Origin of the sequence: Stappia indica (assembly GCF_009789575.1) — a bacterium.
GTDB lineage: Bacteria > Pseudomonadota > Alphaproteobacteria > Rhizobiales > Stappiaceae > Stappia > Stappia indica_A.
Window position 1 is genome coordinate 4,729,206 of sequence record NZ_CP046908.1, and the last position, 26,307, is coordinate 4,755,512.

Sequence of the window (26,307 nt, forward strand, 5' to 3'; positions counted from 1 at the left end):
AGGGCGGAGAGGGGGCGTTGTTCGACATCCTGCGCCCTGCCGCTCCGGCCTCGCCGCTCGTCCTCGACAGCCCGCATTCCGGGACGCTCTATCCGCCGGACTTTCGGCCGGCGCAGCCGCCCGAGCGTTATCGCCGGGCGGAGGACATGTATGTCGACGAGCTCTTTTCCGCAGCTCCCGCCCTCGGCCTGCCGCTGTTGCGGGCGCGGTTCGGCCGCATCTACTGTGACGTCAACCGGGCCTTCGACGATCTCGTTCCGGCATCGCTCGATGATGCGGGCGAGCTGAACCTCGCCCCGTCCGCAAAGGCGCGGCTCGGCAAGGGGGTACTCTGGACCGCGACGCCGCCGGATGGTGCGCCGCTTCTCGCCGGGCCGGTCCTCCGCGCGGAGTACTTCGACCGGCTGGAGCGCTGCTGGTATCCGTATCACGATGCGCTTGGCGAGCTGATCGCCGAAACCCGTGCGGCGCATGGCCGCGTCTTTCATCTCGACCTGCATTCCATGCAGCCGGTGGCCAACGCCATGCATGAGGACGCGGTCGGGTCTCTGCGTCCCGATATCGTGCTGTCGGACCGCGAGGGCACGAGTGCCGGTGTCGGCTATCTGGAGGCGGCGCGCGCCCTGCTGTTGGACCTCGGTTTCTCGGTGGCGGTCAACGATCCTTTCAAGGGGGCGGAGATACTGCGTCGCCACGGCAATCCGGCGCGCGGCGTCCATTCGCTGCAGATCGAGGTCAACCGCGCACTTTACATGGATGTCGAGACCTACGGCAAAACCGTGCGGTTTTCCGAGACGCGAGCGCGGCTTTCCGCCTTTATCGGCTCGCTGGGGGACTGGGCTGCAAAAAGCGGCGGTTGAATTTTTACGGCAGACAGGGCACCAGAGCGCAGCGGCGGCAATCGCCGCCCCCTCCCTTGCACCGCATACGGAACGCCGTTTCATGAAGACCGGTCTGTCGCGCCCGAAGCACCAAATCCGCTGGCTCCTGCTGGAAGGCATCAGCCCGACCGCCTCCGTCCTGCTGGAGCAGGCGGGCTACACCAATGTCACCAAGCTGAAGACGGCGCTCGACCGCGATGCGCTGATCGAGGCGCTGCAGGGCGTCCATATCGTCGGCATCCGCTCGCGCACGCAGATCGACGAGGAGATTCTCAAGGCGGCGGGCACCCTGGTCGCGGTTGGCTGCTTCTCCGTCGGCACCAACCAGGTGGATCTCGTCGGCTCCAACCGGCGCGGCATCCCGGTCTTCAACGCGCCGTTCTCCAACACCCGCAGCGTCGCCGAACTGACCATCGCCGAGATCGTCATGCTGATGCGCGGTGCCTTCACCAAGTCGATGGCCGCCCATAACGGGCGCTGGGTGAAGACGGCTGCGGGGAGCAACGAGGTCCGCGGCAAGACCCTCGGCATCGTCGGCTACGGCAATATCGGCTCTCAGCTTGCCATGCTTGCCGAGGCGATGGGCATGCGGGTGGTCTATTACGATCACACCGACAAGCTGCGCCACGGCAATGTCGAGCCGGTCTCCTCGCTCGGCGAACTGCTTGCGGTGGCCGACGTCGTCTCGCTGCACCTGCCGCAGACGCCGGAAACCCGCGGCATGATCGGTGCTGCCGAACTCGCGTCGATGAAGAAGGGCGCCTACCTGATCAACAACGCCCGCGGCACCGTGCTCGACATCGATGCGCTGGCGCAGGCGCTTCGTTCCGGTCATCTGGCCGGTGCTGCCGTCGACGTCTTCCCGAGCGAGCCCAAGTCCAACGACGAGGAATTCGTCTCGGCCCTGCGTGGTCTCGACAACGTCATCCTCACGCCGCATGTCGGCGGCTCGACGGAGGAAGCGCAGGAGCGGATCGGCGAGGAAGTCGCCCGCCGCCTCATCGAATATTCCGACGTCGGCTCGACCATCGGCGCGGTGAATTTCCCGCAGGTTCAGCTGCCCAAGGGGACGAGCAACACCCGCTTCATCCAGGTCCAGCGCAACCTGCCGGGCGAGCTCGGCAAGCTCAACGACCTCTTCGCCCGCTACAAGATCAACATCGCGGCCCAGCATTACCAGACCGATGGCGAGATCGGTTATGTCGTGCTCGATGCCGACGGGCCGGTGGCGAACGCGGTGGAGATCCTTGAGGAGATCCGCCTCCTGTCGGGCACCATTCGCGCGCGCCTGCTGAACCGGGTCTGATCGGGCAGGGCCGCCGCCATTTTCCGGCAGCGGTTGTTCTTCAACGGGAATTTGCTACGCTTTGCGGCAGATGCCGGCTGCTTCGCGCTGCCGGCTTTCGCCGCCGCCTGCCTCAATTCCGACGCAGGCCCGCAAGATAGGTTGGGCGACGGCCTTCCGGCCCCGCCCTCCTGCGCTGCAGGCATTCCCGTTTCGCCAGCCCACGGGCCCGCATGACCCAGATCGTTCCCATCGCCGCCCTTCTCATCGGTTCCGCGCTGCTGCTGCTCGCGGGCGGTCTACAGGGGCTGCTGCTGCCGCTGAGGGGCTCGTTCGAGGGGTTTTCCGACAGTTCTCTCGGTCTTCTGGGTACCGGCTGGGCCATCGGCTATATCGGCGGCTGCCTGCTGACGCCGGTGATCGTCAGCCGCGTCGGCCACATCCGCTCCTTCGGTGCGTTCTGTTCGCTCGCCTCCATCGTCGTGCTGCTGAACCTCGTCTTCATGACGCCCTGGGCGTGGATCCCGCTGCGGGCGCTCTCCGGCTTCTGTTTCGCCGGGGCTGCGATGGTGGTGGAGAGCTGGCTGAACGAGCGGGCCAACCCGGAAACGCGCGGCCGCATCTTCGGCATCTACACGATGATCAATCTCGGCGCGACGACCGCCGGGCAGATGCTGCTGACTCTCGGAGATCCGGCCGGATTTCTGTTCTTCGTGGTCGGCGCAATGGTCTATTCCTGCGCTCTGCTTCCCACCGCCCTGTCGACCGCCGCTGCCCCCCAGCCGCTGTCCCAGGTGCGTCTGGACATTCGCTCTCTGTGGCGAAATTCGCCGGTTGCCGTGATCGGCGTCTTCCTCGTGGGCATTTCCAACAGCGCCTTCGGCACGCTCGGCGCCGTCTATGGCCGCCAGGTCGGGCTGTCCGTCTCGTCCATCGCCACCATGATGTCGGTGGCGCTGCTCGCCGGTGCCCTGATCCAGATCCCCATCGGCGTCCTGTCCGACCGCATCGACCGACGCATGGTCCTGATCGGCATCGCCGTGGTCGGCTGCCTGCTCGGGGCCGCCCTCACGTTCGGCGGGACTCTCTCGCCGCTGGCGATCATCGCGCTGGTCGGGGCCTTCGGCGGCATGATCTATTCGATGTATCCGGTCATCGTCGCTCATGCGAACGACCACTCGCCGCCGGGCGAATTCCTCAAGACCAGCGGCGGCCTGCTTCTGCTGTTCGGCGTCGGCTCCGTGGTCGGTCCGCTGCTTGCAGCCGTGATGATGACGATGACGCGCCCGCAAGGGCTCTTCGCCGTCACCTCGGCTGCACATGCGCTGATCATCGGCTTTTCCATCTGGCGCATGACCCAGCGCGCACCGGTCGCGCAAGGGGAGAAGGAGGACTTCGTCGCCATGGCGTCGGGCGTCCGCTTCTCCACGCCGGAAACGCTCGCGCTCGACCCGCGCGCCGAGGACGAGGAAGAGACGTCGCGCGACGCCGCCTGACCTTGGCGAAGAGGCGGGCAGCGTTGCCGCTTGCATGCGCGCGCGCCGCATGGCATAGAACCCGGGTCATCAAGAGAAGGGCTGGCGCCCTCGCCAACCTGCCCGACCGGGCAAGGTGGTCTCCCTGACACAGGAACCGGGACAACCGGTTTGCGTTTTGGGGATGTGGCCGCAGATCAGCGGCAACGAAACGGTCATTCGATCCGCGCCAGTCCTCCTCGGGAAACCGATGGAGGATTTTTCATGTCTACAGCCGCTTTCGCTGCGCAGACGAGCCTTGATCCCGCCGCCGCGGACCGTAAAGCGCCCTGTGCTTTGGCTGCCCAGGCACCGCTGCGTCTTTCCGAAATTCGCGTTCTGGCCGCGGGACTGAGGATGCGCGCGACCTGCATCGGCCTCGGCCGGGCAGGGCGGCCGGGACAGGCCCTTCTTGACGATGCCGAACGTGCGCAGCGTCTTGCAGATCTTGAGCGCCTGTGGACCGGCGGGTGCCGCAGGGCGGTCGACGAAGTGCTGTTTCGCGACATCGCCGCCCGCCATCCGCAGCTCGCCGTGGCGCTGCGTGCCCGCCTGCGACGGCGTCAGTCCTCGTCTTCTGCCGGGACCGGGATCGGCCGCCCCTGATCGTCGACCGCGACGAAGGTGAAGGTCGCGTCCGTCACCTTTTCGCGCTGGCCGTGCCGATGGCGCAGGGCCCAGGCCTCGATGCCGATCTTCATCGAGGTGCGGCCGACGCCTGTCACCCGGCAATAGACGCAAAGCACGTCGCCTACATGCACCGGGCGGATGAAGGTCATCCGCTCGACGGAGATCGTCACGACGCGCCGGCGCGCCCGCTGCCCGGCCGCGATGCCCCCGGCAAGGTCCATCTGCGACAGCACCCAGCCGCCGAAGATGTCTCCGGCCGCGTTGGTGTCGGCGGGCATGGCCATCGTCCGCAGCGTCAGTTCGCCGTTCGGGGTTTCGATGGTCTCCTGGTCGCTCACGGGCGATGTCTCCTGTCTCTTTGCGGAATCGCGGGATATCCCGTGCAAGCCTAGCCTCGCTTTGCCGCAACGCGAAAGAAAAAGCCCCCGGTTCGTGGCGCGAACCGGGGGCAATTGTTTGCGCAAGGGAGCAGCTCCCTGCCGTGGGCGGGGCGCTGCGATGTCAGGCCGCCGCGACGTCCTTCAGGAACCTGTCGATCTCGCCGCGCAGGGCGTCGGTGTTGCGGGCCATGGCGCCGGAGGCGTCGAGGACGTTGTCGGCGGCAGCCGATGTGCTGTCGACGGTATGGGCGAGCATCTCCATGTTGCGTGTGACGGCGCCGGTGCCTTCTGCCGCCTGCTGCACCGAGCGCGAGATGTCGCTGGTGGCGGCCCCCTGCTGCTCGACGGCCGAGGCGATGGAGGCGGTGTAGCCGTTCACTTCCTGCATGATCTGGGCGATCTCGCCGATGGCGGCTACCGCCTCGCCGGTCGAGCCCTGGATCGCGGCGATCTGGGCGCCGATTTCCTCGGTAGCCTTGGAGGTCTGGGTGGCCAGCTCCTTGACCTCGGCGGCAACGACGGCAAAGCCCTTGCCGGCCTCGCCGGCGCGTGCCGCCTCGATGGTGGCGTTCAGCGCCAGCAGGTTGGTCTGCTCGGCGATCGCCTGGATCAGCGAGACGACCTCGCCGATCTTGTTGGCGGCGGCGGCAAGGCCGGCGACCTTTTCGTTGGTGGAGTGGGTGCCCTGGGTGGCCTGGTCGACGACCTGGGTGGTCTGGCCGACCTGGCGGGAGATCTCGGCGATGGAGGCGGAGAGCTCCTCGGCGGCGCTGGCCACGGTCTGGACGCTGCCGGTGGCGGCGGAGCTGGCCTGGGAGGTCTCGCTGGCGCGCTCGGCGCTTTCCTGGGCCGAGGCGGAGAGGGTACGGGCGGTCTCGTCGAGCCCGTTCGCCGTCTCGCTCACCGTGCCGATCAGCGCCTGGACCTTGTCGCGGAAGTCCGCGATGAGCTGTTCCGTGCGGGCCTGGCGGGCGGCGCGGGCGTGCTCGTCTTCGGACTGCGCTTCTTCCAGCCGCTGGCGCTCGAGGGCGTTCTCGCGGAAGGTCTCGACCGCGCGGGCCATGTCGCCGATCTCGTCGCGGCGCTCGTCCATGCCGGCATCGACCGAGGTGTCGCCGGCGGCCAGCCGGCCCATCACGTCGGTGAGGCGTGCAACCGGGCGGGCAAGGGCGCCTGCGCCGAGCCAGACGACCACGAGGACGACACCCAGAAGGCCGACGCCAATGGCCAGCATCGTGTTACGCGCGGCCACGGCACCGGCGATCATTGCCGAATGCGGCACGTCGATCATGACATACCAGCGCTCGGCAACGCCGGGAAACGACACCGGAATGGCCGCGATATAGCGCTCGCCCACCAGGTTCGAGGCTTCGCCGCTCTCGGAGGCTCGGATCAGCTTCAACACCTCGGCGTTCTCGACCTTCTTGCCGAGCAGCGAGGCGTCGGAGGTGGAGACCCACAGATCGTCGCCGCCGATCAGCTTCACTTCGCCTTCACCGAAGGGCTTGTTGGACGACATCTTGTCGACGATGGCCGTGAGCGACAGGTCGGAGGTGGCGATGCCGACCGGCTTGCCGTCCTTGCGCACGACCCAGCTGATGGTGGTCATCAGCACGTCCTTGCCGTCGATCGGATAGGTGTAAGGCGGGGTCACCAGCGAGCGGTTCTCACGCACCGGCATGTCGTACCAGCCTTCGGTGCCGGATTCCTTGGTCATCACCAGCTGCTCGACGGTCACCTTCTTGTCGGCGCCGAAGTAGAAATAGGGAACGAAGCGGCCGTTGGCGTCGGAATACTTGTGGGCCTTGAAGTCGGCATCGCGGCCGTCGAGCCCGTTCGGCTCGAACGCCAGCGTCATGCCGACCAGGGAGGGATTGCCCTCCACTGTGCGGATCATCATGTCGCCGAGCCGGTCGCGGTCGGTCATGCCGTTGGCGATCAGGCCTTCGACTGCGGCGGCAGTGGTTTGTGCGACGGTCAAAGACCGGGTGATGCCGCCCGAAACGTCATTGGCATAGGACGACAGCAACGCCTGTGCTTCCCGCTCGGCTGCCTTCTCGGCGGCCGACGACATGACCATCGAGCCGACGAGGCTGACGCCGATGATGGAAACGGAAAACAGTGCGCCAGCACTGACCAGCAGCTTGTTTCTGATCGACAGATCGGAAAAACGCATTTCGAACCCCCTGAAGGCCAGTCGCGAAAATCTCCGTCTTAGTGCCTATAGGGGTTCGCGTTACCATCGACTTAATCATCGGCAACTTTGCTGATTTCTTTTGCAAGCCGTTGAGCCGATGTCTTTTCTCCGAGATTGTGATCCGGCGAAGCCCTTTCCTCAAGTTGTTTTGCAGCGTTGCTGGGCTCAAAGGGATGGTGCCTCTATGGCGCCGGCTGTTGCCGGATCGCCTCCAGGTCGATGCGTACCGTGACCTCGTCGCCGACCAGCCCATCCGCCACGGCATAGGTCATGCCGAAGTCGGAGCGTTTCAGCACGGTGCTTGCGCTGATGCCGACCACATAGGTTCCGCCGAAAGGATAGGGGCCGATCTTGTTGAGCGTGACATCGAGCGTTACCGGCCGCGTCACGCCGCGCAGCGTCAGGTCGCCGGTCACGGTTCCGCTCGTGTCCGTTTTCGGCTGTGCATCTGTCATCACGAAAGTGATGCTCGGGTGTGCTTCCGCGCTCAGGAAGTCGTCCGAGCGCAGATGGCCGTCGCGTCGCTCGTCGTTGGTAAAGACGCTGCCGGCCTCGATGGTGACCGACAGGTCCGAGAGCTCGCGCGTGTCCTCGTCATAGGTGAAGCCGCCTTCGCCCTTCAGGAACAGGCCCCATGTCGGGGCGTAGCCGATATGCATGGCGTTGAAGACGATGGAGAAGTGGCTCGGATCGATCCGATAGGCCCGCGGCTCGGCCTGGGCGGGCAGGGCAGTGGCCGTCAGGCTTGCGGCAAGAGCGGCGCAGGCGGCGATGCGGACAGGCTTGAATGAAACCATGTGAGAACTCCTCCCTGATGATCCTCAAGAAGCATATAGGCAGGCTGCCCGCGTCAGCGAGGGGAGGGCGGCGAGCCGCCGCAGAAGGATTGAGACGGGATCCGGGTCAGTCGTTCCACAGCCAGGCGGCGCCGCGGACGCCGGAACTGTCGCCATGCAACGCCTTGCGGACCGGTACGTCATACTGGTCCGAGAAGACATGCCGGCCGATTTCCAGCGGCAGCACCTCGTAGAGCTCGTCGATATTCGACATGCCGCCTCCCAGCACGAAGACATCCGGATCGAGGATGTTGGCGACCATCGCCATGGCGCGCGCCAGCCGCGACACGTAGCGTTCCAGATTGGCGGCAGCTTCCGCCTCTCCCGCCCGGGCTCGTTCCATGATCTCGTGGCCGGAGAGCGAGCGTCCGGTCGCCTGTTGGTAGTCCCACTGGAAGCCCGTTCCCGAGCACCAGCGGTCGATGGTGCCGCGCTTGCCGGTCCAGCAGTCGGGGCCGGGGAACTCCTCGTCGGTCATCCACGGCACCGGGATGTTGCCCCATTCGCCGCCGATGCCGTTGCGGCCGCGATGCGCCCGCCCGTCGATGGCGATCCCTGAGCCGCAGCCCGTGCCGATGATGATCGCATGCACCACATGCGCGCCCCTGCCGGCACCGTCCGTCGCCTCGGAGACCGCAAGGCAGTTGGCGTCGTTCTCGATGCGGACCGGCCGCGCCAGCGCGGCCTCCAGGTCGCGGTCGAGCGGCATGCCGTTCATCCAGGTGGAATTGGCGTTCTTGACGAGACCGGTTGCCGGCGACAGCGAACCGGGGATACCGAAGCCCACCGTGCCGCGCCGGCCCGTTGCGGTTTCGGCCGCGTCGACGAGCCCGACAACGGCACGGATGCAGCCCTGATAGTCGTCGCGCGGCGTCGGCACCCGCAGGCGGAAGCGCTCGGTGCCGTCGCGCTCTAGCGCGATGATCTCCATCTTGGTGCCGCCCCAGTCGATGCCGAGGCGAAGGTCGTCTCCCGCTCCTGCCGTCATCTCAGCCTGTGCCCGCCTCCTCGATCCGTCGCCGTGCCGCCAGTGCCTCCTCCAGGCGCGGTGCGGCCGCCACGAGAAGCCGCGTATAGGGGTGGCGCGGATGGTCGAACACCCGCGCCGTCCGCCCGCGTTCGACGATCTGGCCGCCGTTCATCACCATCACGTCGTCGGTGATCGCGCGCACCACGCTGAGGTCGTGCGAGATGAACAGATACGCGAGCCCGTGCCGGGTCCTGAGGTCGGCGAAGAGATCGAGGATCTGCGCGCGGATCGACACGTCGAGCGCGGAGACCGGTTCGTCGGCGATGATCAGCTTCGGGCGCGTGACCAGCGCCCTTGCGATGGCGATGCGCTGGCGCTGTCCGCCGGAGAACTCGTGCGGATACTTCGCCATGTCGGCTTCCGTCAGGCCGACTTCGATCAAGGCTGCGGCGACCCGCTCCTTCGCCTCGCGCCCGTCGATCTCGCCGCGCAGCAGATAGAGCGGTTCGGCCACCACGCGGCCGATGCGATGGCGCGGATTGAAGCTGCCGTAAGGGTCCTGGAACACCACCTGCACGGCCCGGTGCACCGCCTCGCGCGTTGCCCCGCGCGCCGAATGCGGGTCCTGGCCCAGAACGGAGATGGCCCCGCCGTCCGGTGCCTCGAGCCCAAGCAGGGCGCGCGCCAGCGTCGACTTTCCGCAGCCCGATTCCCCGACGAGCCCGACGCTCTGGCCGGGCCGGATGTCGAAGCTGACGCGGTTGACCGCGACCACCGGCGGGCTCTTGGCGAACAGGCTCGCGCGCGGCTGCGGATAGGCGCGCACCAGCTCGCGCACCGAAAGGATCGGCTGCAAGCCGTGGTTGGCCGGGCTGTGCGCGGGTCCCTTCGCCCTCTTCGGCACATGGTTCGAGGCCGCCATCAGCGCCTTCGAATAGGGATGCGTGAGATTGGCGAACAGCGCGGCCGTGCGCCCGCTCTCCACGATCTCGCCGTCCTTCATGATCGCCACCCGGTCGGCCATCTCCGCGACCACGGCAAGGTCGTGGCTGATCAGCAGGCAGCCCATCTTCTCCGCTTCGACGATTTCGCGGATCAGGGCCAGGATCTGCGCCTGGATGGTGACGTCGAGCGCGGTCGTCGGCTCGTCGGCGATCAGCAGGTCCGGTTGGCAGGCGATCGCCATGGCGATCACCACGCGCTGCCGCTGGCCTCCGGACAACTGGTGGGGAAAGCGCTCCGGCGTCACCCGCGCGCGCGCCAGTCCCACCCGGTCGAGCAGCGCGCGCACCCGTTCCATCGCCGTAGCCCGCGTCATCCGCATGTGCAGGGCCAGCCCTTCGGCGATCTGCTCGCCGATGGTCTTGACGGGATTGAGCGCGGTCATCGGCTCCTGGAAGACCATGCCGATGCGCCGCCCGCGCAGCCGGCACATCGCCGCCTCGCTGAGCGACAGCATGTCGGCCCCGTCGAGCAGGATGCGCCCGCGCGCCTCGGCTCCGTGCGGCAGCAATCGCATTGCGACCAGCGCGGTCATCGACTTGCCCGAGCCGGATTCGCCCACCAGCCCGAAGATCTCGCCGCGGCCGATCTCCAGAGAGACGCCTTTGAGGATCCGCTTGCCGTGGATGTCGATGTCGAGCCCCTCGACCGCGAAGAAGCCGCTCATGCCGTGCGTCTCTTCAGCCGCGGGTCGAGCAGGTCGCGCAACCCGTCGCCCATCAGGTTGAGCCCGAGCACGGTGACGACGATGGCCAGGCCCGGATAGAGCGCAAGGCTCGGCGCCAGCGCCATCATCGTCTGCGCCTCGTTGAGCATGCGCCCCCAGGAGGCGAGCGGCGGCTGCGCGCCGAGGCCGACATAGGACAGGCCCGCCTCGGCCAGGATGCCGAGCGAGAACTGGATCGTGCCTTGCACAATCAGCAGGTTGGCGATGTTCGGCAGCACGTGCTCGGCGATGATCCGCACCTCACCCTTGCCGGAGACGCGGGCGGCGAGCACGAATTCGCGCGACTTCAGCGACAGCGCGCCGCCGCGCGCCACCCGAGCGAAGACGGGAATGTTGAAGATGCCGATGGCAAGGATCGCGTTGATCGCGCCGGGGCCGAGGATCGCAGTGATCATCACCGCCGACAGCAGTGCAGGAAAGGCGAAGACGAGATCGTTCGCCCGCATCAAGGTCTCGTCCAGCCAGCCACCGCGCGCTGCCGCCAGCAGTCCCAGCGGCACGCCGACGAGGATGCCGATCCCCACCGCCACCAGAGCGACGGCGATGGACGTGCGCGCGCCCACCATCAGCATCGACACCATGTCGCGGCCGTACTGGTCCGTGCCCAGAAGATGGGCGGGCGAGGGGCCTTTCAGCCGGTCGGCGACCGACAGCACGTCGATGGGGTAGGGCGTCCACACCAGCGAGATCAGAGCCGCTGCCAGGACGCCGACGACGATCGCCGCGCCCGCGATCAGCGTCTTGTGCTGTGCGGCGAACCGCAGTGGCCCCGGTCTTGCCATCGCTCAGCGCCTCCTCAGCCGCGGATCGACCAGCGCATAGGCGAGGTCGACGAGGAAAGTCACCAGGATCACACAGGCGACGAGCAGCACGACGACGCTTTTCACCACGATCAGGTCGCGCTGGGTGATCGCCTGGAAGATCAGCCGCCCGAGGCCGGGCAGGTAGAACACGTTCTCGATGATGATCGTACCGGCGATGAGGAACGAGAACTGCAGGCCGAGGATCGTCAGAACCGGGATCAGCGCGTTGCGCACCGCATGCTTCCACAGCACCGCGCGCCGGGTCAGGCCCTTGGCACGCGCTGTGCGCACATAGTCCTCGTGCAGCGCATCGATCAGCGAGGAGCGCATCACGCGGGCAAGGATCGCCGCCTGCGGCAGCGCCAGCGCAATGGCCGGCAGCAGCAGCGCCTTCAGCGCCGGCCACAGCCCGGCCTCCCAGCCTGGGAAGCCGCCGGAGGGCACCAGCCGCAGCGTCACCGCGAAGACGAAGACCAGCAGCATGGCGAACCAGAAGTTCGGCACGGCGATGCCGACCTGCGTCAGCGCCATGATCCCGCCGTCCTGCCAGCGGCCGCGCTTGGAGGCGGCGTAGACGCCGACGGGAATCGCGATGACGGTGGACAGCGCCAGCGCCAGCAGCGCCAGCGGCAATGAGACGGTGATGCGGGCGGCGATGAGATCGGCCACCGGCACCGAATAGGTATAGCTGGTGCCGAGATCGCCGGTGGCAAAGCCGGCGACCCAGCTCACATAGCGCTCCCAGGCAGGTCGGTCGAGGCCGAGCTGGCCGCGCAGCGCGGCGAGCGTGTCGTCCTGCGCGTTGATGCCCAGCATCACCTGCGCAGGGTCGCCCGGCACCACCTCCAGCACCAGGAACACGACCGCTGTCGCGACGATCAGCGTCGCGAACAGTCCGGCAAAGCGTTTGGCGGCGTGGACCAGCATCGGGCGAGGCGGCTCCGGGCGAGAATCTGTCGACGCGCCAACGCTATAGGGGAAGAGCCCGGCGGAAAAGGGGGAGGTGACGGCGTAGTGGTCGAACCCGGTCGTTACACCCTCGTCATTTTCCGCGATTTCAGGGGTGCATGGCGCGCACGAGCGGACTAATCTCTGCCTCCCGATCCGCTTGCCGGCCCGGCCGTCCCGCTTGCGGGCGGCGCGCCCCGAAAACACTGCAACGAACGATCCCTTGGGAGGATACATGACGATCTGGAGCAAACTCGCCATCGCCGGCCTTGCCGCGCTCGTGCCGCTGTCCGCATCCGCCGAGACGCGCGTGACCTACAAGTCGGCCTCCGCCGGCACCTCCTACTACCAGATGGGTGTGCAGATCGCCGAGGCGATCAAGGCCGGCACCGACGGCGGCATCATCGTCACGCTGGAAGAGAGCCAGGGCTCGGTCCAGAACGTGATGGAAGCGGCAGTTCGGCCGGGCAACTACGTCTTCACCACGCCTCCCGGCCTCGTCGGCCTGGCCCAGGGCGCCAAGGGGCCGTTCGACGGCAAGGGCAACCCGAAGTTCGACGAGATCCGCGCGCTCTTCCCGATCCCTTCGCTGACGATGCATTTCATCATGTCGACGGAGAGCGGCGTGACCGATTTCGCCGGCATGGAAGGCAAGAACATCCTGATCGGCAAGGGTTCCTTCGGCGCGACGGAAGGCGCCAAGTATCTCGAGCTCTTCGGCCTGAAGGACAAGGTCAACCTTGCCGACGTCGAGCTGTCCAACGCGGGCGCTGCGCTCAAGAACGGCCAGATCGACGGCTTCGTGACCGCCGGCTCGTGGCCGGCGCCGAACGTCATCGAGGCAGCCGCCGGCACCGGCGTGGCTCTGCTCTCGCTCTCCGACGAGCAGGTCGCCGCGACCAAGCGCAGCCGTACGGTGATCCCGGCCGGCACCTATGCGGGTCAGGACAAGGACGTCGTCACCACCTCGCTGGACGTGGTCGCCTTCGCCACCACCGCGATGGATGACGAGACCGCCTACCAGATGACCAAGACCTTCTGGGAGCAGAAGGAAAAGATGAGTGCCGATGCGCCGTGGTGGAAGGGCGTGACGACCGACATGCTCGCCAGCATTCCCGGCAAGATCCATCCGGGCGCGCAGCGCTACTATGCGGAAAAGGGCGTCGCCCTGACCGACGCGCAGAAGTAAACATCTGCAACGAACGTCTGGGGCTGGCGCCAGTGCCGGCCGTCTTCCAGACCGACGCGGTTCCGGCCCGGACACAGTCCGGGCCGATGCCTTTTCCCCCTCATGGCTTTTGGTTCCGGCTCGGTGCCGGCAGTTCACCAGGACGGCGTTCATGTCTCTTTCGGCCCGGCTTTTCTGGGCAGCGCTCGGTGCGCTGTCCATCGGCTTCCACCTCTGGCTGGTCTTCACCGGCCTGGTGCCAAACCTGGTGAGCCGGCCGTTGCACATGGCCCTTGCCGTCCCCTTCGTCTTCGTGCTGATGGCGCGCACTCCGTTCCAGCGCTGGACCGGCCTGCCGTTGGCTGCCGTCGGCATCGCCGCATGCCTTTGGGTTGCCTGGAACCACGACATGCTGGGCGACCAGTACGGCTTCCTGGCCGACAACGGACAGCTCGCCATCGCCCTTGCCCTGCTTCTCGTCACGCTGGAGATGGCGCGCCGGGCCATCGGCTGGCCGCTGCCGCTGGTTGCCGGGATTGCGCTCGCCTATGCGGTCTGGGGCGAGGCGATCCCCGGCGAGTTCGGCCATCCCGGCCTGCCGATGGCGAGCCTGTTCGGCACGCTGACGATTGCCGAAGGCGCCCTGTGGGGCAAGCTGACCGGCGTCTCGGTCTCGGTCGTTGCCATCTTCGTCATCTTCGGCGCGGTGCTGAATGCCGGTGAGGCGGGGCAGGGCTTCATGAATGTCGCGGCTGCCGCCGCTGGCCGCCTGCGCGGCGGAGCGGCCAAGGTCTCGGTGATTTCCTCTGCGCTGTTCGGGTCGATCTCGGGTTCGGCCTCCGCCAATGTCGCCTCCACCGGCGCCATCACCCTGCCGGCAATGACCCGGCTCGGCTATCCGCGCTCGCTCGCCGGCGCTGTCGAGGCGGTCGCCTCTTCCGGCGGCCAGATCATGCCGCCGTTGATGGGCGCGGGCGCCTTCGTGATGGTCGAGCTGACCGGCACACCCTATTCGGACATCATGATGGCTGCGCTCCTGCCGGCCTTTCTCTATTTCCTCGCCGTTTGGGTCGGCATCGACGCCTTCTCCTTTCGCCATGTGCTGAAGGGCATCGCGCCGGAGGACCGGCCAGCCCTGCGCGCGGTCGTCATCACCTCCGCCTTCTTCCTTGTGCCGTTCTCGATCCTGCTGTGGGGCATGTTCGGCCTCAAGGTGACGCCGCAATATGCCGCCTCGCTTGCGATCCTCGTCGGTGCGTTGCTGCTGGTCCTCGATGCCCGCCTGACATTCGACTGGCGCCGCACCCTGCTGCGGCTGGAGGAGGCGGCGGTGAATTCCGGCCGGCAGATCGCCACCATCGCGGCGATCATCCTGTGCGCCTCCATCATCATCGGTGTGCTCGGGCTGACCGGCCTCGGGGTCAAGATCACCTCGTTGATCCTGTCCGGCTCCGGCGGCTTGCTGTGGCCGGCGCTGCTGCTTACCGCGCTCGCCTGCCTCATCCTGGGCATGGAGGTGCCGACCACGGCCGCCTATGTGATCTGCGTTTCGGTCGCGGGCCCTGCGCTCACCGCACTCGGCGTGCCGGTGCTGCAGGCGCATCTCTTCGTGTTCTGGTATGCGCTGCTGTCCACCATCACGCCGCCGGTCTGCGGCGCGGTCTTCATCGCCGCCGGCATGGTCGGGGAGAACTGGCTGAAGGTCGCGGCCTCGGCCATGGCGCTGGGCCTCGGGCTCTATCTCGTGCCGCTCGGCATGATCGCCAATCCGGACCTGATCGCGCTTGCCGCGGATCCGGCCATGGCGCTGCTCGCCGCGCTCAAGGTCGGCGCGGCCCTGTCCGCCATCTCCTTCGGCGTCATCGCCCCGATCAATCCGCTGCTGCGCGCCGGGCTCGTTGCGGGCGGCGGCGTGCTGCTCTTCATCTAGCGAACGCCCGCAACGGCGCAATGAAAAGGGGCGGGGCCTTGCGGCCGCCGCCCCTCGTCGTTTCTGCCGGCCGTCAGGCCGGGGTCATTCCCAATAGACGCCGGTCAGGTCGTTCGCCTGGATCGGCGAGTTGACCCACATGCCCTTGAGGTTGGCGCTCCACACACCGGCCTTGGCCAGCTGGAACAGGAACACGTTGACCGCATCTTCGGCGATGATCCGCTGGGCATCGCCCAGCAGCTTGTAGCGCCCCTCGTCTTCCACCGTCGTCGCAAGCTCGGCCATCACCTTGTCGAAGGCCTCGCTGTCATACTGGAAATAGTAATCCTTGCGGCCGTATATGTTGATGTCCATCGGCTCGGTATGGGAGATGATGGTGAAGTCGAAGTCCTTGCCCTTGAAGACTTCCGCAAGCCACTGCGCCCATTCCAGCGGAACCAGCTCAAGCTCGATGCCGATCTTCTTCAGGTCCGAAGCGATCAGCTCGCCGCCGCGGCGGGCATAGGTCGGCGGCGGCAGCTTCAAGGTCGCCTTGAAGCCGTCCGGATAGCCGGCTTCGGCCAGCAGCGCCTTCGCCTTGTCGAGATCGAGCGGATAGGTGCCCGTCAGGTCCACATAGGCCGGGTGATGCGGGGCGAAATGGCTGCCGATCGGCGTGCCGTTGCCGAACATCGCGCCGTCGATCACCGCCTGGCGGTCGACCGCATGGGAGATCGCCCGGCGCACCCGCACGTCGGCGAGCGGCCCCTTCTTGTTGTTCATGGCGAGGATGGTCTCGCCCTCGGTCGAGCCCACGGCCACGGTGAAGCGCGGGTCGGCTGCCAGCATCGGCAGGTTCTCGGTCGCCTGGAAGTTCGGGAAGGCGTCGATGTCGCCGGCCATCAGCGCGGCGAGTTCCGCCGCCGGGTCGGAGATGATGCGGAACGTCGCCCGGTCGAGCTGCGCCGGCGCGCCCCAGTATTCGGGGTTCTTGGCCAACTCGATGCGGTCGCCCTGCACCCACTGCACCAGCTTGAACGGACCGGTGCCGATGGGCTTGGAGGTGTTGGAGGAGGCCGTCTCCTCCGCCACCATCGCCGCATCGCCCCAGCCGAGGTTGAACAGGAATGCGCCGTTCGGCTTCTTCAGGGTCACCTTGAGCGTCAGCGGGTCGACGACCTCGACCTCCTCGATGCCCTCGAACAGCGGCTTCTGTGCGTTGGTGCTGAATTCGCCGCGTGCCCGGTCGAGCGAGAACTTGGCGTCATTGGCGTCGAAATCGGTGCCGTCGTGATACTTCACGTCCGCCTGCAGGTGGAACGTGTAGGTCAGCCCGTCCTGCGAAACCTCCCAGCTCTTCGCGAGCCAGGGCTTGATGGCGCCGTCCGCGTCGATCCGCGTCAGGCCCTCGAAGATGTTGGCATAGGTGATCTCGTCGATGGCCGCTGCCGCGCCCCCCGTCGGGTCGAGATGCGGCGGCTCCAGCCGCACTCCGATATTGACGTCCGTGCGGATCGTCTGCGCGCCCGCCTGTGTGATGGGGGCGGTCGTCGCCAGCATCGCCGCAAGGGCGGTGGCGAGCACGCCGCGCCGGGTGAAACGTCCAGTCATGCCTGAGGCCTCCCGTTCTTTTGCACGTCCTTCGCCCGTCCGGCCACCGGAGGGGCGGGTTCTCTTCCCGCGTGTGCAGCGCACACTAGCGCGCCATTCCCAGCAACGCCATGGTCGCCTGGGCCATCACCTTGGCGCTGTCGACCATGTCGTCGATGCCGACGAACTCGTCCGGCCGGTGGGCCATGTCGAGAATGCCGGGGCCATAGGCGATGCAGTCGTGCAGGTGGCCGATGCGCGCGATGTGCTTCTGGTCGTAGGAGCCGGGCGAGATCACGTAGTCGGGGCTCTTTGCCAGCACTTCGCGGATGCCGTCCGCCACCGCCCGCACGACCGGGGCGTCGCGATCGGTCATGGTCGGGATCACCTCCATCAGGTCGCGGATGCGATAGTCGAAGTTCTGGCGCGTGCGCGTCAGGTCGTCGAGGATCGACATGACCTCGTCCTTGACCTCGTCGAGGCTCTCCTCGATCAGGTAGCGCCGGTCGATGACCATGCGGCAGCTGTCGGGAACGCAAGGGGAGGGCAATCCGTCGAAGCCTTCCGGCTGGCCGCCATGGACCGAGTTGATGTTCAGCGTCGAGGAGCGCGCGCCTTCCGGAACCACCGGCATGTCGGTGTGCTTGGCGGCAAGCTTGGGGAAGAGCTCGGTCTCGAACCGGTCGAGCACCGCCCCCATGTGGCGCACCGCGCAGTCGCCCAGGAATGGCATCGAGCCATGGGCGATGGAGCCCTTGGTCTCGATCTCCGCCCACCACACGCCGCGATGGCCAAGGCAGATGCGGTCCTTGTTCAGCGGCTCGGGGATGATCACGTGGTCGACGCGCGGCTTGGAGAACATGCCGAGGCGGGCGAGATAGGCAACGCCGCCGAAACCGCCGGATTCCTCGTCCACCGTGCCGGAGATCTCGATGGCGCCGGGAAAGTCCGGCATCGCCTCCAGCAGCGCCTCCACCGCGATGATCGAGGCGGCGAGCCCGCCCTTCATGTCGCAGGCGCCGCGTCCGTAGACCTTGCCGTCCTTCACCTCGCCGCCGAACGGGTCGAAGGTCCACCCGTGGCCGGCCTCGACCACGTCGATATGCGAGTTGAAATGCACGCAAGGCCCCGGCCGGCGCCCCTCGATACGGGCGACCACATTGGTGCGCGGATAGCGGGCGCTGTCGCCCGGCGTGTCTTCCGCGCGGATGTAGCGAACCTGAAAGCCGCGCCGCGCCAGCCGGTTGCCGATCAGTTCGGCGCAAGGCGTATAGGCCTCGCCCGGCGGGTTGATTGTGGGAATACGGATGAGGTCCTGCGTCAGCGCGACGACGTCGTCCCGCTTGTCCTCGACGCGTCGAAAAAGCGCCTCCAGCATGTGGTCTCCCGTGATAGGACTTGAACTGCGCAACCGGTGGTGTCGGGACGGCATCGTGCCTCAGGGCGCACCCGGTTTCCAGCGCATCCGCAAGGCAGGCCTTGAGGGATTTTCGGGCGGCTCGCCCGGCAGGAGCGGCAATGGCGAAAGACGCGGCGTCACGCGGTGGGGCCCGGCCGGAAAAATCGATCCTGCCCCCGCTCGTGCGCGGGGCGGCGGGGCCGGGCGCGTCCGTGCTTGCAGCGATGAACCGTCGCCGGCTTCTTGCCAGGGGCCTGATTCTGCTGGCGATCGGCAGCGGCGTTGCCGCCGGGGCGCTGCTGTTCCTGCCTGCGCCGGTCGAGCCGCCGGCCCCTGTGGAGGCAGCACCGCCCGATCCCTTCGCTGGCCTTTCGCCGCGCCTGCGCGCCCGCCTTCTCGACGAGGCGCCCGATGCCGCGCTCGAGCAGCCTGCCGCCTTCAAGCGCGTCTTCGGCGGCGATCCGCGCGACCTGTGCGAGGCGATCTCCGCGCTCGGCGTGCCCATGTCGGAGTGGCGGCTCGATCCCTTCGTCGCAGGCTTCTGGTATTGCGTCAGCGACCTCGCGGTGATCGGCCGGGCGACGCCGGACGGGGCGCGCTCCTCGCTCTTCGTCAACCTGCGCGGCCAGTCGGAAGGCGTGCTCAACACCGTGCGCATCAAGCTGAACGGCGACAATCCGCAGACGGCGCCGGCCGCCCGCGCCGCCTTGATGCGCGTGCTGGACGCCGTCGGCGAGCGCTATGGCTGGCCCTGGCCGCCGGAGTTCCGGGCGGCCATCGAGCAGGGCGGAGAGGTCGAGCTGGAGCAGTTCGGCATGCGCCTGCGCGTGCTGCCGGAAGATGCGCAGCTGACGGGCGACGCGGCCTCCGTCGTCCGCCTCAACGTCATCCTCGACTTCCCGGTCGTCGACCTGGTGGCGCCGGCGGAGATGTTCGCGCCCTTCGCCTGGGAGGACGGCGCGCAGGAGCGCCGCCGCAACCGCCCGGTCGGCGGGGCGACGCTGCGCACCCCTCCGTCCGGCGACATCATCTTCAGCGCGCCGGAGGAGGAGACGGAGGGGGAGCGGCCGCCGCTCAGCGACCGGGAAGGGGGATGAATTCCTCCGCGTCGCCCGGCACCGTGTCGAAGCGCATCTGCTTCCAGTCTTCCTTGGCCTGGTCGATCCGCTCCTTCGAGGAGGAGACGAAGTTCCACCAGATGTAGCGCGGCCCGTCCATCGGCTCGCCGCCCAGCACCAGGAAGCGCGCCGGCAGGCTGCCTGTTGCCCGCACCGTGATGTTGTCGCCGGGCTTGAACACCAGCAACTGGCCTTCCTCGAAGCTCTCGCCGGCGATCTCGATGGTGCCGCCGACCGTGTAGATCGCGCGCTCCTCGTGGGTGGCGTCGACCGGCATGGTGCGGCCCGGCTCGAGCGTCACGTCGGCGTAGATCGTCTCCGAGGCGGTTTTCACCGGCGCGCGGGCGCCGAATATCTCGCCCGCGATCACCCGCACGCTGATGCCGTGATCCTCCAGGAAGGGCAAGCCATCGCGGCCGACATGCTCGAAGGCCGGTGCGGTCTCTTCCGCATGCTTGGGCAGCGCCACCCAGCTCTGGATGCCGAACAGCTTGCGCTTGTGTCCCTTCACTTGCGGGTCCTCGCGCTCGGAATGGACGATGCCGCTGCCGGCGGTCATCCAGTTCAGCTCGCCCGGGCGGATCGCCAGGTCCGAGCCGAGGCTGTCGCGGTGGTGGATCTCGCCCTCGAACAGATAGGTCACGGTCGCAAGGCCGATATGCGGATGCGGCCGCACGTCGATGCCGCCGGTCACCAGGAACTCGGCCGGTCCCATCTGGTCGAAGAAGATGAAGGGGCCGACCATCTGCCGCTTCGGCGAGGGCAGGGCGCGCCGCACCTCGAAGCCGCCGAGGTCTCGGGCGCGCGGCACGATCACCGTGTCGATCAGGTCGCAGGCTCCGGCATCGCCGGGCGTGGGGTCGAGGTCGGGCATCCAGGTCATCGGCAGGTCTCCCTCTGGCGGACTTGCCCTCCTTCGGACAAGCGGCTGGTCACGGGGCGCCGCCGGAACCGGCAGCAGCCCTTCAGGGTCTCGCCATTCCGCTCGGAAGGCAAGGCACTGCCACCGAGATAACCCATGCTGGAGCTTGCGCTAGGTGCGGCCGGCGCGACACAGCGTTCGCGCAAGCGGAACCCCTGGCCTGCACCGCGGGCTTCCAATCTCCCATGGCAAATATGTCTTGAAGACGCTCTATCGAAAGTCGTGCCTCTATGGGAAGTTCAAGAGTATTTTTCTAGGTTGTAACCTCCGTCACCGTGCTGCAATGCTTGACTGCTAACCAGCCGAAAGTTTGATCCCAGAGTCCTGCCCGATGCCTCTCAACGTGCTTCTCATCACCGCCGACCAGTGGCGCGGCGACTGTCTCGGCCTCGCCGGCCATCCGGTCGTTCGCACGCCCAACATCGACGCCCTGGCGCGTGAGGCGGTGTATTTCTCCCGCCACTACTGCCAGGCCGCGCCTTGTGCGCCGGCTCGCGCCTGCCTCTATACCGGCCTCTACCAGATGACCAACCGGGTGGTGCGCAACGGCACGCCGCTCGATGCGCGGCACGACACCATCGCGCTCGCCGCCCGCCGCGCCGGCTACGACCCGACCCTGTTCGGCTATACGGACCAGTCCGTCGACCCGCGCACCGTCACGGGCGATGATCCCTGGCTGCGCACCTATGAGGGCATCCTGCCGGGCATGAGCGTGCGCGTGCGCGTGCCGGAGGATCACGGGCCCTGGCTGTCCTGGCTGGCGTCTCGCGGGTACGAACTGCCCGATCCGCCGCAGGACATGTGGCTGCCGGTGGACGGCCCCGCCGACCCACCTTCGGGCCGCCCGGCCCGCTATTTAGCAGAGGAGACCGAGACCGCCTTCCTGGTCGACGAGTTCCTGCGCTGGCTCGGCGAGGTGGAGAGCGCTCCGCCCGCCCGCGCCAAGGCTGGCGGACGTCCCTGGTTCGCCCATCTCAGCTTCATCCGCCCGCACCCGCCCTTCATCGTGCCGGAGCCTTACGCCTCCATGTACGATCCGGCCGATGGGCCGGGCTTCCTCGGTGCGGCAACGCCCGAGGAGGCGGCGCGCCTGCACCCCTTCCTTGCCTACGCCATCGAGCAGCAGGACAAGTCGCATTTCGTCTGGGGGGCGAAAGGCAAGGTGCGCGATTGGGACGAAGCCGTGCGCCGGCAGATGCGCGCCACCTACTGGGGCATGGTCTCCGAGGTCGACGCGCAGATCGGTCGCATCGTCGCCGAGCTGAAGGCGCGCGGCGAGTGGGACAACACCCTGGTCGTGCTCACCGCCGACCATGGCGAGATGATGGGCGACCACCAGCTCTTTTCGAAGCTCGGCTTCTACGATCAGGCCTATCACATCCCGCTGATCGTCCGCGATCCGCGCAAGAGCGAGGGCCATGGCCGCACGGTCGAGGCCTTCACCGAGTCCGTGGACATCATGCCGACGGTGCTGGAGGCCATTGGCGCGATCTGCCCGCCGTGGCTGGACGGCGCGCCGCTGACCGCGTTCCTGGAAGGGCGGGTTCCGGCCGAGTGGCGCGATGCGGCGCATTGGGAATACGACTTCCGCGAGGTCGCGACCGGCGAAGCGCAGGCCGCGCTCGGTCTGTCGCTCGATGCCTGCTCCATGAGCGTCATTCGCGATGCGGACGTCAAATACGTCCACTTCGCCGGCCTGCCGCCGTTGCTCTTCGACCTTGCCGCCGACCCGCACGAGACGCGCAATGTCGCGGGCGACCCGGCCTATGCCTCGCTGCGGCTGCAATATGCGGAAAAGATGCTGTCCTGGCGCGCGCGCCATCTCGACCGGAGGCTGACCGGCATCGAGCTGACGGAAGACGGCCCGGTCGACGCGCGGGCCGGCTGACCGGCAGGGCTCAGGCGGACGCGGGAACGCGCTCGGCTTCGGCCGGGTGCTCCTGCGCTGCCGCATGTGCGGCCGGGACGTTCGCCCGGCAGGGGCCGAGCAGCGTCTGGCAGATCGGCCAGCGGTCGGCGTCGCCGAGCGCGGTGACCTCGCGCACCACGTCGGCCACCGTCTCGCGCAGCCAGCGATGCGCCGGCTCGGCATCGTCGCGCCCGTGCCAGATCAGCGACACGGTGAAATCGTCCAGCGCCACCGGCGGCTCGAAGATCTCCAGGTCCAGCATCTCCGCCTTGGCCAGCGCGATACGCGCCGGCAGACAGGCGACGAGGTCGGCCTTGGCAACCGCATAGGGCGCCATGATGAATTGCGGCAGCGTCAGGAACACCCGCCGCGACAGGCCGCGATTGGCAAGCTCCCGGTCCAGCGAGCCGCCGGTGGCGTTGCGCGGCGTCACCAGCACGTGTTCGGCCGCCACGAACTGTTCCAGCGTCGGCCCCTGCGGGCCGAAGCGCCCGCGCCGGGCGATCCCCACCAGCCGGTCCGAATAGAGCGGCATCGCCCGGTGGCGCGCCTCCAGCTCGCCGGCAACGCCGATGGCCATGTCGATCTCGCCGTCGTCCAGCATCGGCGTCATGCCGGCGGCGCGGGAGTTCTTGATATGCAGGTCGAGCTTGGGGGCCGCATTTCGGAACCGCAGGATCAGCGCCTCCAGCAGCACCGCCATCGAATTGTCGGTCATCGCGATGCGCACCGCCCGGTCGAGGCTGCACGGGTCGAAGGCGAGGGCCGGCGCGATGGCCTCCTCGATCCGCCGCAACGCCTCAGACACGGGCATCGCCAGCGACTGCGCCCGCGCGGTCGGCTCCATCCCGCGACCAGAGCGCACGAAGAGTTCGTCGTCGAACAGCGCCCGCAGCCGCGACAGCGCGTTCGACATGGCCGGTTGCGACAGGCCGATGCGGCGCGCGGCGCGCGTCACGTTGCGCTCGCTCATGAGCGCGTCGAACGCCACCAGCAGGTTGAGGTCGACCGAGGATATATTCATCTCGTCAATGTTCCCGGATATCCAAAATCAATTGGACGATAGGTGGATCGTGACCCACTTAAGGTCGCGTAGCAATCGCGCAAGTCCCGTCTCCCGGCTTTTTGCGTCTCTTCGGGCGGAAGAAAGCAGGGAGAGGGGACTGGCGCGATCCAGCCAATCCCGTTCATCAGGAGGGACGGATGATCCGATTGAACATCAACGGCGAGGATCGCGAGATCGACGTCGAGGCCGACACGCCGCTGCTCTGGGTCCTGCGCGACGAGCTCGGCATGACCGGCACCAAATACGGCTGCGGCATCGCCGCCTGCGGTGCCTGCACCGTCCATCTCGACGGCATGGCCGTGCGTTCCTGCCAGACCATGGCGAGCGATGCGGAAGGCATGGCCATCGTCACCATCGAGGGTGTCGACGGCAAGGCGGCCCAGGCCGTTCAGGCCGCATGGCGCGAACTCGAAGTGCCGCAATGCGGCTACTGCCAGTCTGGCCAGATCCTCGCCGCCACCGCGCTTTTGGCCGAGACGCCGAAGCCGTCCGACGAGGACATCGACATGGCGATGAGCGGCAATGTCTGTCGCTGTGCCACCTACACCCGTATCCGCGCGGCGATCCATCGCGCTGCCGAGACGATGGAGGGCTGAGCTCATGTTTCACGTCATGAAGCGGATGCAGGACGCCGCCGCGCGTCCCACCCGGCGCAACTTCCTGAAGATGTCGGCGGTCGCCGCCGGCGGTCTCGTCGTCGGCTCGCGGCTTGCGCTGCCCGGCGCGGCACTGGCCGAAGGCGCGGCGGCGGAAGATGCCTTCACCCCCTTCGTCCGCATTTCGCCGGACGGCCTCGTCACGGTGCTCAACAAGCATCTCGACATGGGGCAGGGCAACGCCACCGGCCTTGCGACGCTCGTTGCCGAGGAACTTGACGCGGCCCCCGAGCAGATGCGGGCCGAGTTCGCCCCGGCCGATGTCGAGCGCTACAAGAACCTCGCCTTCGGCATGCAGGGCACCGGCGGCTCCACCGCCATCGCCAACTCGTTCGAGCAGTACCGCAAGGCCGGTGCCACGGCCCGCGCCATGCTGGTCGCCGCCGCCGCGAAGGCCTGGGGCGTTCCGGCCGGCGAGATCACCGTCTCGGGCGGCACGCTGTCGCATGCCTCGGGCAAGTCCGGCACGTTCGGCGAGTTCGCCGAGGCGGCGGCGAAGCTGGAGGCTCCGGCCGAGGTGACGCTGAAGTCGCCCGACCAGTGGGTCTATATCGGCAAGTCCTTCCCGCGGCTCGATGTGCCGAACAAGACGGTCGGCGCGCCGAACACCTACGGCATGGATGTCCAGCGCGAGAACATGCTGGTCGCCGTGCTCACCCGGCCGCTGGCCTTCGGGGCGAAGGTGAAGTCGTTCAACGCCGAGGCCGCCAAGGCGGTTAAGGGCGTCGTCGACGTCATCGAGGTTCCCGGACACGGCGTTGCCGTGCTGGCCAACTCCACCTGGCCGGCGATCAAGGGCCGTGAGGCTCTCGAGATCGAATGGGACGAGGCTGGCGCCGAAACGCGCTCCAGCGATGCCCTGTTCGCCGAGTATCGCGAACTGGCCGACACGGCGGGGCCCGTGTTCCGCAACGACGGCGATGCGGAGGCCGCGATTGCGGGTGCAGCAAACGTGGTCGAGCAGATCTTCGAGTTCCCGTATCTCGCCCATGGCATGATGGAGCCGATGGTGCTCACCATCCATGTCGAGGGCGACCGGGCAACGCTCTGGTATCCGTCGCAGTTCCAGACGGTCGACCAGCAGACGGCGGCGACGGTGCTCGGCATCCCGGTCCAGAACGTGACGATCAACACGCTCTATGGCGGCGGCTCGTTCGGCAGGCGTACCTCGCCCGATGCCCGTCACATCCTCGAGGCGGCGATGATCGCCAAGCTCTGGGGCAAGTCGCAGCCGATCAAGCTGGTCTACACCCGCGAGGACGACACCCGTGCCGGCTATTACCGGCCGATGGGCGTCCACAAGGTGCGCGCGGGGCTCGATGCGAACGGCAACCTCGTCGGCTGGCATCACCGCATCGTCCAGCAGTCGCTGATGTCCGGCACCTTCATGGAACAGTTTGTGGTCCATGACGGCATCGACGAGACCTCGGTCGAGGGCGTCAAGGATGCCAGCTACGCGATCCCGGCCTTCCACGGCGAGCTGCATTCGCCCAAGGTCGGCGTGCCGGTGCTGTGGTGGCGCTCGGTCGGCCACACCCAGACGGGCTATGTGGTGGAAGCGATGATGGACAAGGCCGCACGCGCTGCCGGCGTCGATCCGCTCGAGTTCCGCCGCCGGCACCTGTCGCAGCCTTCCGGCATTGCCGAGCGCGACAAGGACAATGCCCGCAAGCTCGGTGTGCTGGACAAGGTCGCGCAGATGTCCGGCTGGTCGGGACCCGAGAATGGTGACCGCTTCCGCGGCATCGCCGTGCACAAGTCGTTCAACACCTATGTGGCCGAGGTCGCGGAGGTCAGCCGCCGCGAGGACGGGACCTTCAGGATCGAGAACGTCTGGTGCGCGGTCGATTGCGGTGTCGCGGTCAACCCGGACAACGTCAAGGCCCAGATGGAAGGCGGCATCGGCTACGGCCTTGCGGCGGTGCTGTTCAGCGAGATCACGCTGACCGACGGTCATGTCGATCAGCTGAACTTCGACACCTACCGTCCGCTGCGCATCGAGGAGATGCCGAAGATCGAGGTCGAGGTGCTTGCCTCCGCCGAGGCGCCGTCGGGCGCCGGCGAGCCTGGCACCCCGCCGATCGGTCCGGCCGTGGCGAACGCGATCCTCGCCGCCACCGGCGAACTGCCGGCGGTGCTGCCGCTGACCAAGGCCGGCCTCGCGTAAGGCCCGTCGCCTCGGATCCGACATGAACGAGAACGGGCCGGCATGCCTCCTGCACGCCGGCCCGTTTTGTCAGGCCGCTTCGTCAAGCGACAAGAGCCGCCTGATCCGGCGCTCCCTCCCGCTCCCGACATAATGTCATTGGCCGATGGGTTTTTTGCATTTCCGCCAAGGTGTGTTGCGGCCTTAGCATTTCCCTGTTCGCGCAGATCGGGGTCGCAGTCGCCGCTGCC

21 protein-coding genes and 1 riboswitch are annotated in these 26,307 nt (G+C 67.5%); of the genes, 10 read left to right on the forward strand and 11 right to left on the reverse strand.

Annotation, left to right across the window (positions count from 1 at the left end; translation table 11 throughout):
• Window positions 1-17: 17 nt before the first annotated feature.
• The 4 genes from GH266_RS21705 (at window position 18) to GH266_RS21720 (ending at window position 4,286) form a co-directional block, all read left to right on the forward strand.
• Complete coding sequence (locus GH266_RS21705) at window positions 18-860, forward strand: N-formylglutamate amidohydrolase (protein WP_158195694.1); 843 nt, start codon at window positions 18-20, stop codon at window positions 858-860.
• Window positions 861-942: 82 nt separating this feature from the next.
• A complete protein-coding gene (gene serA / locus GH266_RS21710; protein ID WP_158195695.1) occupies window positions 943-2,187 on the forward strand; it encodes a phosphoglycerate dehydrogenase in 1,245 nt (414 codons plus the stop codon).
• Window positions 2,188-2,399: 212 nt separating this feature from the next.
• A complete protein-coding gene (locus tag GH266_RS21715; protein WP_158195696.1) occupies window positions 2,400-3,662 on the forward strand; it encodes an MFS transporter in 1,263 nt (420 codons plus the stop codon).
• 61 nt (window positions 3,663-3,723) lie between these two features.
• Window positions 3,724-3,862: riboswitch (SAM-I-IV-variant riboswitch) on the forward strand.
• A gap of 43 nt (window positions 3,863-3,905) precedes the next feature.
• Window positions 3,906-4,286 (forward strand): hypothetical protein, encoded by a 381-nt coding sequence (locus GH266_RS21720; RefSeq protein ID WP_158195697.1) that lies wholly within the window; start codon window positions 3,906-3,908, stop codon window positions 4,284-4,286.
• Here GH266_RS21720 and GH266_RS21725 read toward each other — a convergent pair.
• From GH266_RS21725 to GH266_RS21755, 7 genes are all read right to left on the reverse strand, one after another.
• Window positions 4,244-4,594: an acyl-CoA thioesterase gene (locus GH266_RS21725; RefSeq protein ID WP_067222700.1), complete on the reverse strand. Its 351-nt coding sequence runs from the start codon at window positions 4,592-4,594 to the stop codon at window positions 4,244-4,246. The two genes, GH266_RS21720 and GH266_RS21725, sit on opposite strands and share 43 nt — an antisense overlap.
• A gap of 217 nt (window positions 4,595-4,811) precedes the next feature.
• A complete protein-coding gene (locus GH266_RS21730; protein ID WP_158195698.1) occupies window positions 4,812-6,866 on the reverse strand; it encodes a methyl-accepting chemotaxis protein in 2,055 nt (684 codons plus the stop codon).
• Between the two features lie 203 nt (window positions 6,867-7,069).
• Entirely contained in the window at window positions 7,070-7,684 is a 615-nt protein-coding gene (locus GH266_RS21735; RefSeq protein WP_158195699.1) for a YceI family protein, read from the reverse strand.
• A gap of 106 nt (window positions 7,685-7,790) precedes the next feature.
• Entirely contained in the window at window positions 7,791-8,711 is a 921-nt protein-coding gene (locus GH266_RS21740) for an ROK family protein (protein ID WP_158195700.1), read from the reverse strand.
• A 1-nt stretch (window position 8,712) separates the two neighbouring features.
• Window positions 8,713-10,362: an ABC transporter ATP-binding protein gene (locus GH266_RS21745; protein ID WP_158195701.1), complete on the reverse strand. Its 1,650-nt coding sequence runs from the start codon at window positions 10,360-10,362 to the stop codon at window positions 8,713-8,715.
• Window positions 10,359-11,204, reverse strand: a complete 846-nt coding sequence (locus tag GH266_RS21750) for an ABC transporter permease (protein ID WP_158195702.1) — start codon at window positions 11,202-11,204, stop codon at window positions 10,359-10,361. Before GH266_RS21750 ends, GH266_RS21745 begins: the two co-directional genes overlap by 4 nt.
• A gap of 3 nt (window positions 11,205-11,207) precedes the next feature.
• Window positions 11,208-12,152: an ABC transporter permease gene (locus GH266_RS21755; protein ID WP_158195703.1), complete on the reverse strand. Its 945-nt coding sequence runs from the start codon at window positions 12,150-12,152 to the stop codon at window positions 11,208-11,210.
• Between the two features lie 256 nt (window positions 12,153-12,408).
• Between GH266_RS21755 and GH266_RS21760 the strand changes: the two genes are divergently transcribed.
• Together GH266_RS21760 and GH266_RS21765 are read left to right on the forward strand one after the other, a co-directional pair.
• Window positions 12,409-13,362, forward strand: coding sequence for a TAXI family TRAP transporter solute-binding subunit (locus tag GH266_RS21760; protein ID WP_158195704.1), 954 nt, complete (start codon window positions 12,409-12,411; stop codon window positions 13,360-13,362).
• Window positions 13,363-13,513: 151 nt separating this feature from the next.
• Window positions 13,514-15,271 carry a TRAP transporter permease gene (locus tag GH266_RS21765; protein ID WP_158195705.1) on the forward strand — a complete coding sequence of 586 codons (1,758 nt, stop codon included), beginning with the start codon at window positions 13,514-13,516 and terminating at the stop codon, window positions 15,269-15,271.
• 84 nt (window positions 15,272-15,355) lie between these two features.
• Here the strand turns inward: GH266_RS21765 and GH266_RS21770 are convergent, their stop codons facing one another.
• Window positions 15,356-16,861, reverse strand: a complete 1,506-nt coding sequence (locus GH266_RS21770; RefSeq protein ID WP_158195706.1) for an ABC transporter substrate-binding protein — start codon at window positions 16,859-16,861, stop codon at window positions 15,356-15,358.
• A gap of 85 nt (window positions 16,862-16,946) precedes the next feature.
• Window positions 16,947-18,218, reverse strand: a complete 1,272-nt coding sequence (locus tag GH266_RS21775; protein ID WP_158195707.1) for an acetylornithine deacetylase/succinyl-diaminopimelate desuccinylase family protein — start codon at window positions 18,216-18,218, stop codon at window positions 16,947-16,949.
• Window positions 18,219-18,358: 140 nt separating this feature from the next.
• Here GH266_RS21775 and GH266_RS21780 point away from each other — a divergent pair, with 140 nt between their 5' ends.
• Window positions 18,359-19,336, forward strand: coding sequence for a DUF6030 family protein (locus tag GH266_RS21780; protein ID WP_158195708.1), 978 nt, complete (start codon window positions 18,359-18,361; stop codon window positions 19,334-19,336).
• On the opposite strand, the gene GH266_RS21785 is transcribed toward GH266_RS21780, so the two are convergent.
• Complete coding sequence (locus GH266_RS21785; RefSeq protein ID WP_158195709.1) at window positions 19,314-20,240, reverse strand: pirin family protein; 927 nt, start codon at window positions 20,238-20,240, stop codon at window positions 19,314-19,316. The two genes, GH266_RS21780 and GH266_RS21785, sit on opposite strands and share 23 nt — an antisense overlap.
• Window positions 20,241-20,610: 370 nt before the next feature.
• Here GH266_RS21785 and GH266_RS21790 point away from each other — a divergent pair, with 370 nt between their 5' ends.
• Window positions 20,611-22,167 (forward strand): alkaline phosphatase family protein, encoded by a 1,557-nt coding sequence (locus tag GH266_RS21790; RefSeq protein WP_158195710.1) that lies wholly within the window; start codon window positions 20,611-20,613, stop codon window positions 22,165-22,167.
• A gap of 10 nt (window positions 22,168-22,177) precedes the next feature.
• Here the strand turns inward: GH266_RS21790 and GH266_RS21795 are convergent, their stop codons facing one another.
• Complete coding sequence (locus GH266_RS21795; RefSeq protein WP_158195711.1) at window positions 22,178-23,212, reverse strand: LysR family transcriptional regulator; 1,035 nt, start codon at window positions 23,210-23,212, stop codon at window positions 22,178-22,180.
• 179 nt (window positions 23,213-23,391) lie between these two features.
• Here GH266_RS21795 and GH266_RS21800 point away from each other — a divergent pair, with 179 nt between their 5' ends.
• Together GH266_RS21800 and GH266_RS21805 are read left to right on the forward strand one after the other, a co-directional pair.
• Window positions 23,392-23,850 carry a (2Fe-2S)-binding protein gene (locus GH266_RS21800; RefSeq protein WP_158195712.1) on the forward strand — a complete coding sequence of 153 codons (459 nt, stop codon included), beginning with the start codon at window positions 23,392-23,394 and terminating at the stop codon, window positions 23,848-23,850.
• Between the two features lie 4 nt (window positions 23,851-23,854).
• Entirely contained in the window at window positions 23,855-26,077 is a 2,223-nt protein-coding gene (locus tag GH266_RS21805) for a xanthine dehydrogenase family protein molybdopterin-binding subunit (protein WP_158195713.1), read from the forward strand.
• Window positions 26,078-26,307 lie beyond the last annotated feature (230 nt).